Here is a 16,437-nt window from a genome sequence, read left to right as displayed (position 1 = left end):
GTACAGCAGTGCATGGTGAGTATGGGGATGGCGGTTCTGAGAGGGCCACTCCGCGAGTGGAAGGTTCTTACGATCGCTGTTGCCGCTGGATTCCTGGATTGGAACAACCCCTTACAGGGTTGGAATCCAGCGGCAAAGGCGAACGCTTTCGCTTCTCCAGAATCCTTCCATCCGCTGCGTTTCTCAGGTGTGCTTCACTTTACAGCAGGGCCTGTACCTCTTCTGTTCCCCACGGGGAAGAGGATAGGTAAGACAGTTAAAAATTCATGGCATAACTATTTCATGCCATGAGTTTTTAAAGGGGCAGGTGGCTCAAGAAGGCCACCTGTTCACTTAGCATTTAGCAGTCCAATGCGCGCTAAGCAACTAACCCGTACAGGAGGCTGGGCGGAAGCAGCCTGCCCAAAGGGCAAAGCAGTAAGCCGCTTGTTGGCGCCGCTCACTGCTTTGCCCGGCACGTCCCCGCCTTTGCGAAGCAAACAGCCCGGGATGTGCCCCGCCGCTGCGAAAGGCGGCCACGCACTAAAGCGTGTCCTTGTGGTTGACGGGAAAATCCCGCAAACCACAAGGAAAACACGCGACTCCCAGCACGAACCAATCAACAAGCAGCACCCAACTTTACACATCTGACCGACTCTTGAGGGGTCCAGGGGGAGCAGCCCCATGGAATCCTCCCTACTAGGGAGGACTTAGGAGGGTCAATCATTTGAAGGAGTGTTCATGAATGTCCGAAGCATACAAAAACGCAGGGGTAGATATCGCTGCCGGTAATGAAGCAGTAGAACGGATGAAAAAGCACGTCAAACGTACCTTCCGTCCCGAAGTGCTGACGGATTTAGGCGGATTCGGTGCGCTGTTCGGCCTGAATAAGGATAAGTACGAGGAGCCTGTACTCGTTTCCGGTACGGATGGAGTCGGCACGAAGCTAAAGCTTGCTTTCGCAATGGATCGTCATGACACCATTGGTATTGATGCGGTTGCGATGTGTGTGAACGATATTGTCGTCGGGGGCGCGGAGCCGCTCTTTTTTCTCGACTACCTCGCTTGTGACAAGGTGGTACCCGAGAAAATCGAAGCTATTGTTGCCGGGATCGCTGAGGGCTGCCATCAGTCGGGGTGTGCGCTGGTCGGCGGTGAAACCGCAGAAATGCCGGGAATGTACAGCGATGGTGAATATGATATTGCCGGATTTACGGTCGGGATTGTAGATAAAAGCAAGATCATTAACGGCAGTTCCATTGCCCCCGGCGATACGGTTATTGGGCTGGCCTCCAGCGGAGTACACAGTAATGGCTTCTCACTGGTTCGCAAGCTGTTGTTGGAACAGCAAGGATACGGTCTGCATGATGAAATCGAAGGCTTGAACGGCAAACTGGGCGATGTACTGCTGGAGCCTACGAAAATCTATGTGAAATCCGTTTTGGCATTGTTGGACAAGGTAAAGGTAAAAGGCATGGCGCATATCACGGGCGGCGGTTTTATCGAGAATATCCCTAGAGTGCTGCCGGATCACGTTAATGTGGATATAGAATACGGCGCTTGGCCGATTCTGCCGATCTTCCAGCTCATGCAGGAAAAAGGCGCAATCTCCAACAAAGACATGTTCACAACCTTTAATATGGGAATTGGAATGGTTATCGTTGTAGGCGCAGAGCATGCACAGACTGCACTGGAAGTTCTGAAAGAACAGGGCGAAGCCGCTTATGTGATCGGAAAAGTAACGGAAGGCAGTTCTATTGTGACCTTTACGGGAGCCGAGGTGTAATGAACGAGTACCGGGTTGCTGTTTTTGCATCAGGTGAAGGAACGAATTTTCAGTCATTGGTGGATGCGGCTGCACGAGGAGAGCTGGGCGGAGCAACGGTAGAACTGCTGATCTGTGACAAGCCTGCGGCTCCTGCCGTAGCCAGAGCTCAAAAAGCCGACATTGCGTGTCACACGTTTCGACCCAAGGAATATGCTTCCCGCGAAGATTATGAGCGTGAACTGGTTGCTCTGCTGGAGCAGAAATCCATTGATCTCATCGTGTTAGCAGGCTACATGCGTTTGCTATCCAGTGTTATGGTAGATGCTTATGCCGGAAAAATTATCAATATTCATCCGTCACTACTTCCTGCATTTCCAGGGAAAGATGCTGTTGGACAGGCATTGGCCTATGGGGTCAAGGTCAGTGGGGTTACCGTTCATTTTGTGGACGGGGGGATGGATACGGGAGCCATTATTGCCCAGCGTGTCGTAGAAATACACAACCATGATACAGTGGAATCCTTATCCGCAGCCATTCAATCCGTGGAACGACAGTTATATCCTGAGGTGGTTGGCAGACTGGCTCAAGGCAAAATCCAATTGGATGGCCGTAAGGTAATTTCACATCTCTAAAGATGATTGTAATTTGTCATATCCTTGTCATGTCAAGAATGCCGTACAGGCATTTTCCGATATTTCTCGGGAAATAAATTGATAAAACCGAATTTTGCAAAATCCTGAAGAGCTAAAGGAGGAGAAATGGTGAGTATTAAAAGAGCGCTCGTCAGCGTATCAGATAAACGGGGGATCGTGGAATTTTGCCGCGAGCTGTCCAAATTGGGTGTGGAGATCGTTTCGACAGGGGGAACGAGCAGCTTGTTGGCGAAGGAGGGCATTCCTGTCATCGGCATTTCAGAGGTAACAGGATTTCCTGAAATTATGGACGGACGTGTTAAAACACTCCATCCTGCGGTACACAGCGGCCTGCTGGCTGTTCGGGATAATGAGGAGCATCAGCGTCAGATGAAGGAGCTTGGACTGGATTATATTGATCTGGTCGTTGTGAATCTGTATCCTTTTGCGGAAACGATCGCCAAACCCGGTGTAACCTATGAGGACGCGATTGAAAATATTGATATCGGCGGTCCGACTATGCTCCGTTCTGCGGCGAAAAACCATGCATTCGTAAGTGTGGTAGTAGATGCTGACGATTACAGTACAGTGCTGGACGAAATACGCAAGGATGGCGATACCGAGCTGAACACTCGTAAGCGTTTGGCGGCAAAGGTTTTCCGTCATACCGCAGCATACGACGCGCTCATCTCCGATTATTTGTCGAATGTGACAGGCGAGCCATTGCCTGAGCGTTATACAGTAACCTATGAAAAAATTCAGGATTTGCGCTATGGCGAAAATCCGCATCAGCAGGCTGCATTTTACCGTCAGCCGTTGGCAGCCAAGGGTACATTGACGACAGCGAAGCAGCTTCACGGCAAGGAGCTGTCCTATAATAATATCAACGATGCTAACGCGGCCCTGCAAATTGTTAAAGAATTCAGCGAGCCAGCAGTGGTAGCTGTTAAGCATATGAATCCTTGCGGCGTGGGAATTGGCGGCAGCATTTATGAAGCGTACAGCAAGGCGTACGCGGCTGATCCAACTTCCATTTTTGGCGGCATCGTAGCGGCTAACCGGATTATTGACGGCGATACAGCGAAGAAGCTGAGCGAAATCTTTTTGGAAATTGTACAGGCACCGGGCTTTACGGAAGAAGCACTGGAGATTTTGACGAAAAAGAAAAACATCCGTTTGCTTGATCTGGGCGAGTTGCCCACCTCTGAACAGGCTGAGAGCCGTTTCGTCGTTACTTCCATTGAAGGCGGCATGGTTGTTCAGCAGAACGATATTCACGCTGTAGACCCGGACGCGCTTACCGTAGTGACAGAGCGTGCGCCATCCGAGGAAGAACTGAAACAGCTTTTGTTTAGCTGGAAAGTGGTTAAGCATGTGAAGTCCAATGCGATCGTACTGGCAGCAGACAACATGACCATTGGCGTGGGTGCGGGACAAATGAACCGTGTCGGAGCGGCTAAAATCGCTATTGAGCAGGCTGGAGACAAGGCAAAGGGTGCTGTGCTGGCATCTGACGCATTTTTCCCGATGGGCGATACGCTGGAGCTGGCAGCCCAAGCAGGCATTACGGCAATTATTCAGCCAGGCGGCTCTATCAAGGACGAAGAATCCATCAAGGTTGCTAACGAACACGGCATTGCGATGGTCTTCACAGGCGTGCGTCATTTCAAGCACTAGCTTGTATTAGCAGAGGATGCAGCAGCATTCTCTCACACGAGGGTTTAGCAAAATCTTGACACCATAACGGGAGCGGGAGGAATCACCTGAATGGATATTTTGGTTATCGGTGGGGGCGGCCGTGAGCATGCGATTGTGTGGGCACTGAAAAAAAGCCCTAAGGCCGGACAAATCTACTGCGCGCCGGGCAATGCCGGCATCGGGCAGTTGGCGGAATGCGTACCGATTCCGGTGAGTGATTTTTATGCCTTGACAGAGCTGGCGGAATCCAAAAAGGTTGGACTTGTCGTGGTTGGCCCCGATGATCCGCTGGCAGAAGGTATTGTGGATGCGTTTGAGGCGAAGGGCATTCCGGTATTCGGACCGCGTAAAAATGCAGCGGAAATTGAAGGCAGTAAAATCTTCATGAAGGATCTGCTGCACAAATACCATATCCCGACAGCAACCTATCGCAAGTTTTATACCTATGAGGAAGCACATGCCTATTTGAAGGAGCAGCCCATTCCTGTGGTCATTAAGGCGGACGGACTGGCAGCGGGTAAAGGGGTAACGGTCGCTTACTCTATGGAGGAAGCGGAAAGGGCTTTATCCGACATTATGGTAGCGAAGGTGTTCGGCGAAGCTGGGGCGCAGGTTGTAATCGAGGAGTTTCTGGACGGACAGGAAATGTCGATTCTTTCCTTTGTGGATGGCGAAACGGTTCGTCCGATGGCAGCGGCGCAAGATCATAAGCCTGTTTTTGATGGTGACAAAGGGCCGAATACCGGGGGGATGGGCACGTATTCCCCGTTACCGCACATAGCGGATTCGATTATCGAGGAAGCCATGGAGACCATCATTAAGCCGACGGCAAAAGCGATGGTGGCTGAGGGACGTCCGTTCCGGGGTGTTTTATTCGCCGGATTGATGATTTCTCCGGACGGCAAGCCGAAGACGATTGAGTTTAACGCACGCTTCGGTGATCCGGAAACGCAGGTTGTGCTGCCACGGCTAAAATCGGATCTGCTCGATATTTTCCTCGCTGCGGTGAACGGTACGCTCGATCAGGTGGAGATTGAGTGGAGGGATGAAGCGGCGGTATGTGTGGTGTTGGCTTCCGGGGGCTATCCCGGAACGTATGCCAAAGGGGTGCCGATCCACGGACTGGATCAGGCGAATGAAGCTATCGTGTTTCATGCCGGTACAGGCATCAACGAACAGGGTGAGTGGGTCACAAACGGTGGACGTGTGTTAGGCGTGGTCGGCTTGGGACGTGATATTGCCGAAGCGCGGGGCAAGGCGTATGAACAGGCGGCACATATTACCTTTGAAGGCAAGCAAAACCGTACGGATATTGCAGCAAAAGCACTGCTATAGAAGCGTTTGTACAAGATAGAGAGAACCTCAACGGAGGTTCTCTTTTTTCGTTTGACAAAAGTACACTTATCCTATAGGATTAAAAAAATAAAACTGACTGACTGATCAATCGGGAGGAGGAAATCCATGCAGCCACGGAAGGCGAAGCAGTCCAAGACTACCGCGAATGGACCATTGGTTGATCACGCGGGAGAAGAAACAGCAGAAACCAATCGCAGAACGCAGCTTCTTCACATTGCGTTGAAGCGATTCGCCGAGCAAGGGTACCATCAAACAAAGATTTCAGATATCGTGGTGGAGGCCGGAGTGGCCCAAGGCACGTTTTATTGGCATTTTAAAAGCAAAGAGGCACTGGCACTGGAGATTATCGCTACAGGCCGTGAACAACTGCTGGCAGCGATAGGGCGAGGATACCGCCGTGATGCAGGCACGCTGACTGATATGGTTAAAGCATCCGAGGCGCTGTTTGTCCGCCTGTTTGATTTTGCATTGGAGAACCGCTATTTGATGGGATTACTCCTGATCGGCAGCGGTGTGGATGAACCAGTACGACAGAGCATTCGGGAGACGAAAATCGCGATGGAACTGGCCTTTCGGCGCAATATGGAGCGAGCGATAGAGCTGAACATGCTACCAGCCGAATTGGATGTCGAATTACGGGCAGCGCTGCTCATAAGCATGATCGAAGGCGTTATTACACGCTGGCTATTCGGTTCCGAGGGAACACATGACAGCATTACGCAGGTAACGGCTAAACGATTAGCGGCAGAAGCGGCTAATTTTGAATTTTACGGACTGTTGGGCCAAAACTAGGCGGGGGTGGGAGTCCACATCGCATGAATTGGCAGTAAGAGGCGAATAATAGAGCCAAAATACACATATGTACTCAATCATTTACATCCAGACAGGAGAGAACGATTCATGAAAACACGTAAAAAAGGGTTCCTGGTAACTACACTGATGGCTTTGGCCATGTTCAGTCTGGTGCTGAGCGCTTGCGGAACGAAGCCGGAAGCTGCCAACAGCAGCAACGGAGCGGGCAGCAGCAATGAGGTGGCAGCGGGTAATAAGCTCGAAGCGATCAAGAAGGCGGGAGTGATTAAGGTTGGAATGATGGGGACGTACCAGCCTTACAATTTTTTGAACGATAAGAAGGAATTGGACGGGTTTGATGTGGATATCGCGAATGAATTGGCGAAGCGTATCGGGGTCAAAGCGGAGTTCACAGCACAAGAATTTTCGGGACTCATTCCGAGTCTGCAAAAGAAAAAATTCGATGCGGTGATTAGCCAGGTGACGATTACGCCAGACCGTCAAAAGGTCATTGATTTCACAGAGCCGTATATCACAAACAATGTAAATATTATCGTAAACAACAAAACAAACGATATTACCAAGCTGGAGGATTTTAAAGGCAAAACGATTGGTGTCGGCTTGGGAACGAATGATGAGTCCTATCTGCGTAACGAAGTGCTGCCGAAGGTCGGCGATTTTGAGATTAAAACGTATGATGATGTCATTACTTCCTTGAAGGATTTGAACTCTGGTCGCATTGACGCAACAATCAACAATCTGTATGCGCTCAAGCCCATTGTTGATAAAAATGGCTTCCAGATTAAGGCGGTAGGCGAGCCAATTAAATCCGACCAAGCGGGTGTGGCTATTAACAAGGATACTCCTGAGCTTAAAGCAGCCTTGAACAAGGCTCTGAAAGAAATGAAGGAAGACGGCACCTATAAAACGATTTTCAAAAAATGGTTCGGCGAGGAGCCGAAAGAATAACGTAAGCCTGTTACAGGCGTCTGGCTCCGGTCTTGGCTTTCATGCTGACATGGGGCCACTCGTCTGAAAGAAGGGAATATAACCGATGCTTGAATTAATGTGGGAGAACGTCCCTTTTTTATTGAAGGGCGCTTATTATACGCTGTATATCACGATTGTTTCCATGCTATTTGGCCTTATGATCGGCTTGGTGGTGGCAGTCGCCCGGTTAAAGGGAAATCGTCCGGTTCGTTGGCTGGCGCGCAGTTATGTATCTATCATTCGGGGAACGCCAGTTTTGGTGCAGATTGCGGTCATTTACTATGGACTGGATGATTACGGAATATCGTTCGGCTCGCTGACTGCTGCTTGTCTTGCACTAAGTATCAATACAGGGGCGTATTTATCGGAGACGTTTCGTGGGGCTATTTTAGCGGTGCCAAAGGGTCAAACCGAGGCGGCCTATGCAACCGGAATGTCACCGGGTCAAACGATGTGGCGCATCATTCTTCCGCAGGCCGTGCGAATTGCGATTCCGCCGATGGGCAATACATTTGTCGGTATGCTTAAGGAAACGTCGCTCGTTTCGGTGATTGGGGTAAGTGAGCTGATGCGTCAGGCACAGCTTTTACAGGCACAGTATCTGCGCTATATGCCGTTTTTGCTCGAAATTGGCATCATGTACTGGATCATGAGCATTGGGTTCTCCGCTATACTGGAGCGGGTGGAAAAGCGTCTGGCCCGAGCTTATTAAGTTGGAGATGATAGAGGATGATAACAACAAGCGGTTTGGGTAAACGCTTCGGTCAGGTGGAAGTGTTAAAAAGCATTGATTTTCAGGTGGCCGCGCGTGAAATCGTCGTGTTGCTCGGCCCGAGTGGTTCGGGTAAAAGCACCTTGCTGCGCTGCTTGAACGGTCTGGAGGAATTGTCTTCCGGCAAGTTTGAGGTGAACGGGATCGAGGTAAATGCTACGGCTCCTCTCCGTACCCGGCAAGCTGCCATTCGTAATATTCGCAGGCAGACGGGGATGGTATTTCAGCAATTCAATCTGTATCCGCACAAAACAGCAATCGGCAATGTCATTGAAGGGCTGCTGACAGTGAAAAAAATGCCGCGTGACAAGGCTATGTCCATCGGACAGCGGCTGCTGGAGCGTGTGGGTTTGTCGGACAAGCAGGATGCTCATCCTGCGCGTTTGTCCGGTGGACAGCAGCAGCGGGTAGCCATTGCGCGTGCGCTCGCGATGGACCCGGCGATTATGCTGTTCGACGAGCCGACATCAGCGCTCGATCCCGAGCTGGTCGGGGAGGTGCTGGGCGTTATGCGGGAGCTGGCCCAGGACGGGATGACGATGGTCGTCGTCACCCATGAGATGAAATTTGCCCGCGAGGTGGCGGACAAGGTTGTATTTATGGCGGACGGTGTGATTTTGGAGGAGGCAGCGCCACAGGCATTTTTCGAGGCTCCCCAGCATGAGAGAACACAGAAATTTTTACGTCAAATCAGTGAGTTTTGAAGCGAGAATAAGAATAGATCATACATTATGAAGATGGAAAGAAGGCCTTTGAACATGAAAGTATCTACAACCTGGCATGGCAAACGCGCGTTTACTTCGGAGGGACCATCCGGTTATTCTGTTGGGATGGATGCTACGGCAGCTTATGGGGGCGACGGCAAAGGCATGACACCGATGGAACTGCTGCTGGCGGGTCTGGCGGGATGTATTGGCATTGATATTACGATGATTCTGGATCGCTTCCTGTCGGACATTACCCGTATTGATATTGATGCAGAAGGTACGCGTAAGGAAGAAATGCCGAAGGGTTTTACAGCGATTGATCTGACGTTCCATGTAGATGGCGATGTTCCAGATTCTCGCGTGTGGAAAGCGATTCAGATGGGTAAGGAAAAATATTGTGCCGTATCCGATTCCTTAAAAGCGGAGATTCGCATGCACCTGATCCTAAACGGAACAGAAGTACCACATCCAGCGTAAGGGTGGAAGGTTAGTGAAGGAGAGTCAACCTGTGTTATATGCAGGGAGGCTCTCCTTTTTGAATTTATTTTCAAATATTACATGTAATGAAACTTTTTGTGCTTTGTTTTCGTTTACAATAGAAACTGGAGGTTAAAAATGGAAAAATAAACCTGTGTGCTGAGTGCATACGGGGGGAGGTATATAGTGAAACGAAAGCAGCTTGTGATCATAGCGGTGGCCTTGGCTGCGGTAATTATCGTGATTGGTGTGGCTGTGGGATTGCCATCATCGAAGCAGGACAGCATGGCTAATACCCTGGATACTGTTCGGCCCGCAACTGCCATTGCAGCTGACGCTAAGGAGGAAACGATTGAGCAGGATAGCGCCCATCGCGTGCTGCGCTTTTTAGAGGAACATCCAGAGAAAGCATCCATTACGATTCTGCGGGATGGTAAGAAGCTAGCAGGTCGTGAGGAACACCGGATGATGCCCTTGGCGAGTACAGTCAAGACGGTGATTGCGGTGGAATATGCCAAGCAGGCGGCAGCAGGCACAATCAACCCGTATGAACGGATCAAGCTGACTGCGCTGGAGCGATTCTATCTGCCGCGTCTGGATGGTGGAGCACATCCGGCATGGCTGAAGGATATGAAGGCCAAAGGACAGGTGAAGAACGGAATGGTGTCTCTACGCGAGGTTGCCAAAGGTATGATTCGATACAACTCCAATGCCAACACAGAGTATTTAATGGACAGATTGGGCTTGGAACAGATTAACCAAACGAAAACTGATCTGGGACTCCAGGATCATGATCCGATTTATCCATTTGTATCTTCCATTCTGATTCCTTACGAATGGATGAGGGAGACTCAGGAACGGGCATGGGGCGGTGCAGAAAATAGCAATTCCGCCAAAGCAGCCATTCAAGCGATGTCTGACGCAGAGTTCCGCCAACATGCCCAGATGATCCATAACAAGCTGCGCCGTGATGTTAGTGGTTCTTACAAAAAAAGTGCTGCAATTTCGACATGGTATGATCGGGAAAATGATCGAATGAGCACGGAACGTTTTATAGCTTCGACGACGGCGGATTATGCGTCCTTGATGAGTAAGCTGAATAGCCGTCAAGGCTTTTCGAAAGCCGAGCAAAAATTATGGTCTGAGGTCATGGAACAGCTGATAGATCATCCGGAAAATCAGGAATGGCTACAGCATTCTGGACAAAAGGGCGGATCTACCGAATATGTCTTCACCCTGGCCATGTATGCGACGGACAAGGAAGGACATTCGACGGAAATGGCGGTCTTCTTTAAGGATCTGGACCCGTTCACAAATGCCTCCTTGCAAAATATGATGAATGAATTTAAAGAACGGCTACTGCGTGATGAATCGTTCAGGAAGGAAATCAATCAGCGCATTGGTGTACAGGTGGAAATATAACCCCTACCCGTTGCCTTTTTGCTTGCGTTCCCGTGGCAACAAATACAGAAAATACGGTGCGCCGATGATGGCTGTCACGATGCTTGCGGGAATTTCGAGCGGAGGCTTCAGCCCCGTCCCAGCGCATCGGCGAGGGAGAACAGGAACGCCCGCACTTTTAATCTATCGAATGAATGGTCTATAATAGAAATAGTTACATAATGTGAGGAGGAAAATATCATGATTATTATTCATGCTGATATGAAAGTTTTACCAGAAAAAAGAGAGGCTTTTCTGCAACAAACCCAAGGTTTGCTCAGCGGCTCACAAGCCGAAGAAGGTAATGTACGCTACACGCTGATGCAGGATCTGAATGATCCCAACGCTTTTACCATGGTTGAAGAGTGGAAGGATGCTGCTGCTGTAGATTTCCATAACAAGTCTGCCCATTTCCAGGCATTTGTTGCCGCAGCTAAAGATTTGCTGGCCGCTCCGCTTCAAGTCAATACTTTTCAGGATGCAACCAAGCTGTAACTAGCCCGTTTTCTAAATCATAATCAGGAACAGGAGGAGATAGACATGGGGAATATTGCGGATACAACTGTACTGAATAATGGAGTTCAGATGCCCTGGCTGGGTTTTGGTACGTACAAGGCCGAAGGCAATGAGGTCTACGAAGCAGTTAAAACGGCCATCGAGGTGGGCTATCGTCACATTGATACGGCGGCGATCTACGGCAATGAGGAACTGGTTGGACAAGCTATTCGTGACAGCGGGGCGGACAGAGAAAAATTGTTCATTACTACCAAGCTGTGGAATGAAGATCAGGGCTTTGACTCAACACTGCTTGCCTTCGAGGAAAGCCGCAAGCGACTGGGTCTGGACATCATTGATCTGTATCTCATTCATTGGCCTGGCAAGGACAAGTACAAGGAAACCTGGAAGGCATTTGAACGCCTGTATGAAGAAGGAAGCGTACGCGCCATTGGAGTCAGCAACTTCCAAGTTCACCATCTTGAAAATCTCCTGAAAGACAGTAACATCATACCTGCCATCAACCAAGTGGAGCTTCACCCGCGTCTGACACAGCAAGAGCTGCATCAATACTGCCGGGAGCACCAGATTCAGCTTGAATCCTGGAGTCCACTGATGAAGGGTAAATTGACCGAGCAAGCGGATATCGTTGAGATTGCTGCAAAATACGGCAAAACCTCGTCGCAGGTTATTTTGCGCTGGCATCTGGATCGGGGTATCGTGACGATTCCCAAATCTGTAACCGCACATCGTATCCGCGAAAATGCCAATTTGTTCGATTTTGAACTGACGGCAGAGGATATTAACAGAATCAACGCACTTCATCTTGATGAGCGTGTGGGCACTCATCCCGATAAGCTGTTGTTCTAGTTATAGAATAAAAAAGAACCTTCAATTCCACGTGCATCGTGGTTTTGGAGGTTCTTTGTTTATTTATGCATTCGGATCGTCTCATACGCTTTTGTCCGTCTGGACAGAGTTACTACGTCCTGCATGCCTACTTTTGATTTAATTTGCGATAAAGGAGGAAGGAATAGAGTATGGGGGCGACGACGGATATAGCCAGTCCAGTGAGAAAAATGATCGTTCCCGCCATTCCATCGACCCATGCCGCCACCAAGCCCGAAGCACCCCCGAGCATCATCATAGGGCCGCCGAAACGGTGCGTTTTACGCCATACCTCTGGGTTGGACAAAGTCCACGGTGTGCGGATACCGAAGGTATAGTTTGGCTGTACCTGAGTCAAATAATTACCGAGCATCAGCAGCATCAGGCCTACCAACCCGCAAATTATAGTATTCATTTGCAGCAGTATGTTCAGGCTATACAGAAGCATGCCCCAACCGGCTACAGCGAGTACAACGGCAAGACCTGCACGTGTTACTTCGTAGGCTTTAGAAAATTTTTCGTAATTCGCTCGATTCGGGTCCATGTAGCGGGCTAACCGGAACAATAGCGGTATCAGGCCCATCAGCACCAGCATGACGATAGCGCCCGTTTTACCCATATATCTGTCAGCCGTATTGTCAAAGCTAAAATGGGAAGCCATCATGGCAGGCAGGCGGTCATACAGGAGCAAAGCCCCTATAGCGGGTGATAGGGAAATCAAAGTCGTCAAAACATCCGTAAAGCTCCATTTCATTCGAGATTTCATTCAGATTCCTCCGTATCCTTGATGTCATTCGCATTTTGTTTCGCAGGGGCATCGGAGTGGGCAATGCTGAACATCCAACCGATGACATCCGCGACAACCGTCGTATGCAGGGTGTAAATAATGTTTTGCCTCTGTCGCTCATCCAGCACTAGCCTAGCTTGCTTCAAGATATTCAGATGGTGGGATATGCTGGGCTTGCTGATTTGAAAATGCTCAGCCACTTCGCCTGCGCTCATGCTTTTCTTTTTCAAGAGCTGTAATATTTTACGCCGAGTCGGATCAGCTAAAGCTTTGAAGGCATCATTCAAAATTCACTTCCTCCTTTAGATATTTAGATAATATTCTAAATATATAATGCAATAGTAAAATAGAACTAGGATACATGTCAAAGGATAAATACATCATTCTAGAAAAAGTTTTAGAGTAGGTTTGCTGATTTTGTTTGTAAAAGGTCGGGAAGTTCGCTATAATTCATTTATATGTAAAATAAGATTCTTAATTTAAAACAAAATTAGAGGAGGATATAAATGAAACACATATTCCGTAAAGGAAGTAATCCGCAAGCACCGGTTATTTTGCTGTTGCACGGGACAGGTGGGAACGAACAGGATCTGATCCCTTTGGCTGGTTTGGTAGCACCGGGAGCGTCTGTGTTAGGCGTAAGGGGAAATGTGTTGGAAAATGGGATGCCGCGTTTCTTTCGCCGTTTGGCAGAGGGGGTGTTCGACATCGAGGATCTCGTATTCCGTACCAAGGAACTGAGTGAATTTGTGGATACAGCTGCGGAGCAATACGATTTTGACCGCAACAACGTTGTGGCTCTTGGCTATTCCAACGGGGCGAATATAGCGGCCAGCATGCTCTTTCACGATGCCAAGGCGCTGCGCGGAGCTATTCTGCACCATGCGATGGTGCCGCTGCGTGGACTGAATCTGCCAGACTTGAATGGTGTTCCCGTATTTCTATCTTCCGGTGAAAACGACCCGATTGTTCCGGTTGCGGAATCCCGTGAGCTGCTAACCTTGCTGGAAGGCGCAGGTGCGCAGGTAGATGCACACTGGGAACGCAACGGTCACCAATTGACCCGTACCGAGGGCGAAGCCGCAGGAAAGTGGTTTGGGGAGCATTTTGGCCCGAGTGGAGAGAAGGTATAAAGAAAGATCATTTTATATAACATAAAAGAGCCTCCATTCGAGGCTCTTTTTTGCGTAGCTTTCATAATCCCATTCAATTCATTTTCCCCCTATAATGCAACGTAGGCGCTAGTTCTGCGCTAAAAATGAATTTCTTATAAATAATGTTCTTGTAAACTAATTTGGCTTGATGTTAAATAGAAAAGAAAGCGCAATCATTTTAAGGAATTATCTTTTCATCATGCGAAGGGGGAAGGATATGCTGCTGCGAAGAAAAAGCATGGCGTTGATGCTCATGGCGGTGGTTCTGCTGGCTGGACTACTGCAAGGCTGTTCTGGCAAGGCCGACGAAAAGGATGGGCCGGGAACAGAATTGGTATTGTGGACGTTTAATGAACTGCATGAGAAGTTTTTTCTGCAAATGGCCGACCAATGGAACCAACTGCACCCTGATGAACCGATTATTTTGAAAGCGAATACATTTCCATATGATAACCACCACAGCAAGCTGTCGATTGCGTTGCAATCAGGGGTGGGGGCGCCGGATATCGCAGATATCGAGGTGAACAAGATCGGTAATTTCCTCAAAGGGATACCACAGCTGGTTCCGCTCAATCCGGTGATTGACCCGGAGCTGAAAAATATTGTGCCCTCCAGAGTACAGATTTACGGCAAAGACGGTAAGTATTACGGTATTGATTTTCATGTTGGAGCCGAAGTGATGTATTACAATAAAGAAATTTTGGATCAGGCGGGGGTAAACCCGGATTCTATCGTAACGTGGGCAGATTATGCTGCGGCGGGCAAGCAAGTACTGGCAAAGACGGGCAAGCCGATGGCGACCGTGGAAACGAATGACCTGTGGAATTACTGGCCGATGATCTCCCAGCAAAAATCGGATTTCCTGGATGATAAGGGTGAACTGACGCTGGATAACGAAACGAATATTAAAACACTTGAATTTCTCCAGCAAATGGTGAAGGACAAAATCGCCATTCCCGCGCCGGGCGGCGGACACCATATGGAGGAATACTACGGGTTTATGAACAAAGGAGGGGCCGCTTCGGTGTGGATGCCGATGTGGTATATGGGACGATTTACGGATTACATGCCTGACCTGAAAGGGAAAATCATCATCCGACCGTTGCCAGCGTGGGAAAAAGGCGGCTCTCGGTCAGCGGGGATGGGCGGAACGGGCACGGTGGTCACGAACCAATCGAAGCATCAGGATTTGGCGATGCGTTTTCTGGCTTTTGCCAAGCTTTCCAAGCAAGGGAATGTAGAAATTTGGAAGCAGCTCGGCTTTGATCCGATCCGCAGTGAAGTATGGACGATGCCGGAAGTCAAAGCGAAGAATAAGTTTACGGATTATTTCGGAACGAATATTTTCGATACGCTCATTGAGGTAAAAGAGGAAATTAATGCGGTGCATATCGGACCGAAAACGCCTGATATTGCCAGTGCAGTACGCAATAAAATACTTTATCGGACATTGCTGAATGGTGAGGATCCGGCCACGGTGCTGCATGAGCTGGCCGATGAATTGAGATAGTCCCCCAACAGGAAAGGGAGTGAGATCTATGGCAACGCCCGTTCATACGAACGCAAATGTACCGACAGGTCAGCCGCCGAAGCCTCAGCGTCCGACGAGAAGCCGATGGAGCCGCTTTATTCATTCCAGCCGCACGGCGCCATATGTGTTTGTCCTTCCGTTTCTACTGTCATTTGCACTGTTTTTTGCGTACCCGGTCATCTCGACAGTCATTATGAGCTTTCAGGAAGTGCTGCCTGGCATAACGACTTATGTCGGACTGGAAAATTATAAGGATTTGATCAATCCCACGTTTGGAAAAGCGATTCTGAACAGCGTCCTGTATACCCTGCTTACGCTGGTGGTGTTGATTCCGCTGCCACTGGTGCTGGCGGTATTGCTAAATTCTCCCAAAATGCCGGGCAGAGGTCTGTTTCGCTCGGTAATGTTTATACCTGCACTGACCTCAGTGGTGGTCGCGGGAACGATTTTCCGGCTCATGTTCGGGGAATTGGACGGTTCGCTGATGAATTCCTTGCTGGGTGTGTTCGGTCTGGAGCCGTACAAATGGCTGATGAACGCCAACACCGGATTTTTAGCGTTGATCGTATTGGCCCTGTGGAGATGGCTGGGCGTGAACATGTTGTATTACATGTCGGGACTGCAAAACATCCCCCCCGAGCTGTATGAAGCCGCACAGATTGACGGAGCCAGTCGCTTTGATTCCTTTTGGCGGATTACGATTCCGATGCTAAAACCAGTGACGATCTACGTATTTACGATTAGTATCTATGCGGGGTTGTCCATGTTTACGGAGAGCTACATGCTGTGGAACGGGAACAACTCTCCGAATGATATCGGCCTAACGATTGTCGGTTATCTGTACCGTCAAGGTCTGGAGCAAAACAGTATGGGCTTCGGAGCCGCAGTAGGCATTGTATTGCTCGTATTTACGCTGCTGCTGAACCTGGTCCAGCTCAAATTTTTCGGCTTGTTTCGGAAGGAGGACTAAG

19 protein-coding genes and 1 pseudogene are annotated in these 16,437 nt (G+C 49.3%); 16 read left to right on the top strand and 4 right to left on the bottom strand.

Annotation, left to right across the window (positions count from 1 at the left end; translation table 11 throughout):
* Positions 1–27: 27 nt before the first annotated feature.
* Positions 28–291 (top strand): hypothetical protein, encoded by a 264-nt coding sequence (locus ACIFO6_RS02910; RefSeq protein WP_430037962.1) that lies wholly within the window; start codon positions 28–30, stop codon positions 289–291.
* A 38-nt stretch (positions 292–329) separates the two neighbouring features.
* On the opposite strand, the gene ACIFO6_RS02905 is transcribed toward ACIFO6_RS02910, so the two are convergent.
* Entirely contained in the window at positions 330–665 is a 336-nt protein-coding gene (locus ACIFO6_RS02905) for a hypothetical protein (protein WP_430037959.1), read from the bottom strand.
* A gap of 59 nt (positions 666–724) precedes the next feature.
* Here ACIFO6_RS02905 and purM point away from each other — a divergent pair, with 59 nt between their 5' ends.
* The 10 genes from purM (at position 725) to ACIFO6_RS02855 (ending at position 10,593) form a co-directional block, all read left to right on the top strand.
* The gene (gene purM, locus ACIFO6_RS02900; protein ID WP_430037956.1) at positions 725–1,765 is read left to right on the top strand and encodes a phosphoribosylformylglycinamidine cyclo-ligase; all 1,041 of its coding nucleotides are present in this window, start codon (positions 725–727) and stop codon (positions 1,763–1,765) included.
* The gene (purN, locus tag ACIFO6_RS02895) at positions 1,765–2,379 is read left to right on the top strand and encodes a phosphoribosylglycinamide formyltransferase (RefSeq protein ID WP_430037953.1); all 615 of its coding nucleotides are present in this window, start codon (positions 1,765–1,767) and stop codon (positions 2,377–2,379) included. Before purM ends, purN begins: the two co-directional genes overlap by 1 nt.
* A 129-nt stretch (positions 2,380–2,508) precedes the next feature.
* Positions 2,509–4,056, top strand: coding sequence for a bifunctional phosphoribosylaminoimidazolecarboxamide formyltransferase/IMP cyclohydrolase (gene purH / locus ACIFO6_RS02890; protein ID WP_430037951.1), 1,548 nt, complete (start codon positions 2,509–2,511; stop codon positions 4,054–4,056).
* 90 nt (positions 4,057–4,146) lie between these two features.
* Positions 4,147–5,412 (top strand): phosphoribosylamine--glycine ligase, encoded by a 1,266-nt coding sequence (gene purD, locus ACIFO6_RS02885; RefSeq protein WP_430037948.1) that lies wholly within the window; start codon positions 4,147–4,149, stop codon positions 5,410–5,412.
* 126 nt (positions 5,413–5,538) lie between these two features.
* On the top strand, positions 5,539–6,225 hold the full coding sequence (locus ACIFO6_RS02880) for a TetR/AcrR family transcriptional regulator (protein ID WP_430037945.1): 687 nt from the start codon (positions 5,539–5,541) through the stop codon (positions 6,223–6,225).
* A gap of 108 nt (positions 6,226–6,333) precedes the next feature.
* Positions 6,334–7,194: a transporter substrate-binding domain-containing protein gene (locus ACIFO6_RS02875; RefSeq protein ID WP_430037942.1), complete on the top strand. Its 861-nt coding sequence runs from the start codon at positions 6,334–6,336 to the stop codon at positions 7,192–7,194.
* Between the two features lie 85 nt (positions 7,195–7,279).
* Positions 7,280–7,927, top strand: a complete 648-nt coding sequence (locus tag ACIFO6_RS02870; protein WP_283654697.1) for an amino acid ABC transporter permease — start codon at positions 7,280–7,282, stop codon at positions 7,925–7,927.
* A gap of 17 nt (positions 7,928–7,944) precedes the next feature.
* A complete protein-coding gene (locus ACIFO6_RS02865) occupies positions 7,945–8,691 on the top strand; it encodes an amino acid ABC transporter ATP-binding protein (protein ID WP_430037939.1) in 747 nt (248 codons plus the stop codon).
* Between the two features lie 54 nt (positions 8,692–8,745).
* A complete protein-coding gene (locus ACIFO6_RS02860; RefSeq protein WP_430037936.1) occupies positions 8,746–9,171 on the top strand; it encodes an OsmC family protein in 426 nt (141 codons plus the stop codon).
* 186 nt (positions 9,172–9,357) lie between these two features.
* Positions 9,358–10,593 carry a serine hydrolase gene (locus ACIFO6_RS02855; RefSeq protein ID WP_430037934.1) on the top strand — a complete coding sequence of 412 codons (1,236 nt, stop codon included), beginning with the start codon at positions 9,358–9,360 and terminating at the stop codon, positions 10,591–10,593.
* 3 nt (positions 10,594–10,596) lie between these two features.
* Here the strand turns inward: ACIFO6_RS02855 and ACIFO6_RS02850 are convergent.
* Positions 10,597–10,733: pseudogene (locus tag ACIFO6_RS02850) on the bottom strand (iron chelate uptake ABC transporter family permease subunit); the annotation flags it as partial.
* A gap of 79 nt (positions 10,734–10,812) precedes the next feature.
* Here ACIFO6_RS02850 and ACIFO6_RS02845 point away from each other — a divergent pair.
* Both ACIFO6_RS02845 and ACIFO6_RS02840 read left to right on the top strand, forming a co-directional pair.
* Positions 10,813–11,106: a putative quinol monooxygenase gene (locus tag ACIFO6_RS02845; protein ID WP_430037931.1), complete on the top strand. Its 294-nt coding sequence runs from the start codon at positions 10,813–10,815 to the stop codon at positions 11,104–11,106.
* Between the two features lie 45 nt (positions 11,107–11,151).
* Positions 11,152–11,976: an aldo/keto reductase gene (locus ACIFO6_RS02840; RefSeq protein WP_430037928.1), complete on the top strand. Its 825-nt coding sequence runs from the start codon at positions 11,152–11,154 to the stop codon at positions 11,974–11,976.
* A 127-nt stretch (positions 11,977–12,103) separates the two neighbouring features.
* On the opposite strand, the gene ACIFO6_RS02835 is transcribed toward ACIFO6_RS02840, so the two are convergent.
* Together ACIFO6_RS02835 and ACIFO6_RS02830 are read right to left on the bottom strand one after the other, a co-directional pair.
* On the bottom strand, positions 12,104–12,760 hold the full coding sequence (locus ACIFO6_RS02835) for an SdpI family protein (protein WP_430037925.1): 657 nt from the start codon (positions 12,758–12,760) through the stop codon (positions 12,104–12,106).
* The gene (locus tag ACIFO6_RS02830; protein WP_430037922.1) at positions 12,757–13,068 is read right to left on the bottom strand and encodes an autorepressor SdpR family transcription factor; all 312 of its coding nucleotides are present in this window, start codon (positions 13,066–13,068) and stop codon (positions 12,757–12,759) included. Before ACIFO6_RS02830 ends, ACIFO6_RS02835 begins: the two co-directional genes overlap by 4 nt.
* A gap of 219 nt (positions 13,069–13,287) precedes the next feature.
* Here ACIFO6_RS02830 and ACIFO6_RS02825 point away from each other — a divergent pair, with 219 nt between their 5' ends.
* From ACIFO6_RS02825 to ACIFO6_RS02815, 3 genes are all read left to right on the top strand, one after another.
* A complete protein-coding gene (locus ACIFO6_RS02825) occupies positions 13,288–13,914 on the top strand; it encodes an alpha/beta hydrolase (RefSeq protein WP_430037919.1) in 627 nt (208 codons plus the stop codon).
* 238 nt (positions 13,915–14,152) lie between these two features.
* On the top strand, positions 14,153–15,445 hold the full coding sequence (locus ACIFO6_RS02820; protein ID WP_430037916.1) for an ABC transporter substrate-binding protein: 1,293 nt from the start codon (positions 14,153–14,155) through the stop codon (positions 15,443–15,445).
* A gap of 28 nt (positions 15,446–15,473) precedes the next feature.
* Positions 15,474–16,436: a carbohydrate ABC transporter permease gene (locus ACIFO6_RS02815; protein ID WP_082067198.1), complete on the top strand. Its 963-nt coding sequence runs from the start codon at positions 15,474–15,476 to the stop codon at positions 16,434–16,436.
* Position 16,437 lies beyond the last annotated feature (1 nt).

Origin of the sequence: Paenibacillus sp. NRS-1781, from assembly GCF_050467745.1 — a bacterium.
Lineage (GTDB): Bacteria > Bacillota > Bacilli > Paenibacillales > Paenibacillaceae > Paenibacillus > Paenibacillus terrae_A.
This window is presented reverse-complemented; position numbering and strand designations above follow the sequence as displayed.

Excerpts from the sequence above, each read along its gene's own strand:
- ACIFO6_RS02910 (WP_430037962.1), top strand. The coding sequence starts at position 28 with ATGGCGGTTCTGAGAGGGCCACTCCGCGAGTGGAAGGTTCTTACGATC.
- ACIFO6_RS02905 (WP_430037959.1), bottom strand. The coding sequence starts at position 665 with ATGGGGCTGCTCCCCCTGGACCCCTCAAGAGTCGGTCAGATGTGTAAA.
- purM (WP_430037956.1), top strand. The coding sequence starts at position 725 with ATGTCCGAAGCATACAAAAACGCAGGGGTAGATATCGCTGCCGGTAAT.
- purN (WP_430037953.1), top strand. The coding sequence starts at position 1,765 with ATGAACGAGTACCGGGTTGCTGTTTTTGCATCAGGTGAAGGAACGAAT.
- purD (WP_430037948.1), top strand. The coding sequence starts at position 4,147 with ATGGATATTTTGGTTATCGGTGGGGGCGGCCGTGAGCATGCGATTGTG.
- ACIFO6_RS02880 (WP_430037945.1), top strand. The coding sequence starts at position 5,539 with ATGCAGCCACGGAAGGCGAAGCAGTCCAAGACTACCGCGAATGGACCA.
- ACIFO6_RS02875 (WP_430037942.1), top strand. The coding sequence starts at position 6,334 with ATGAAAACACGTAAAAAAGGGTTCCTGGTAACTACACTGATGGCTTTG.
- ACIFO6_RS02870 (WP_283654697.1), top strand. The coding sequence starts at position 7,280 with ATGCTTGAATTAATGTGGGAGAACGTCCCTTTTTTATTGAAGGGCGCT.
- ACIFO6_RS02865 (WP_430037939.1), top strand. The coding sequence starts at position 7,945 with ATGATAACAACAAGCGGTTTGGGTAAACGCTTCGGTCAGGTGGAAGTG.
- ACIFO6_RS02860 (WP_430037936.1), top strand. The coding sequence starts at position 8,746 with ATGAAAGTATCTACAACCTGGCATGGCAAACGCGCGTTTACTTCGGAG.
- ACIFO6_RS02845 (WP_430037931.1), top strand. The coding sequence starts at position 10,813 with ATGATTATTATTCATGCTGATATGAAAGTTTTACCAGAAAAAAGAGAG.
- ACIFO6_RS02840 (WP_430037928.1), top strand. The coding sequence starts at position 11,152 with ATGGGGAATATTGCGGATACAACTGTACTGAATAATGGAGTTCAGATG.
- ACIFO6_RS02835 (WP_430037925.1), bottom strand. The coding sequence starts at position 12,760 with ATGAAATCTCGAATGAAATGGAGCTTTACGGATGTTTTGACGACTTTG.
- ACIFO6_RS02825 (WP_430037919.1), top strand. The coding sequence starts at position 13,288 with ATGAAACACATATTCCGTAAAGGAAGTAATCCGCAAGCACCGGTTATT.
- ACIFO6_RS02820 (WP_430037916.1), top strand. The coding sequence starts at position 14,153 with ATGCTGCTGCGAAGAAAAAGCATGGCGTTGATGCTCATGGCGGTGGTT.
- ACIFO6_RS02815 (WP_082067198.1), top strand. The coding sequence starts at position 15,474 with ATGGCAACGCCCGTTCATACGAACGCAAATGTACCGACAGGTCAGCCG.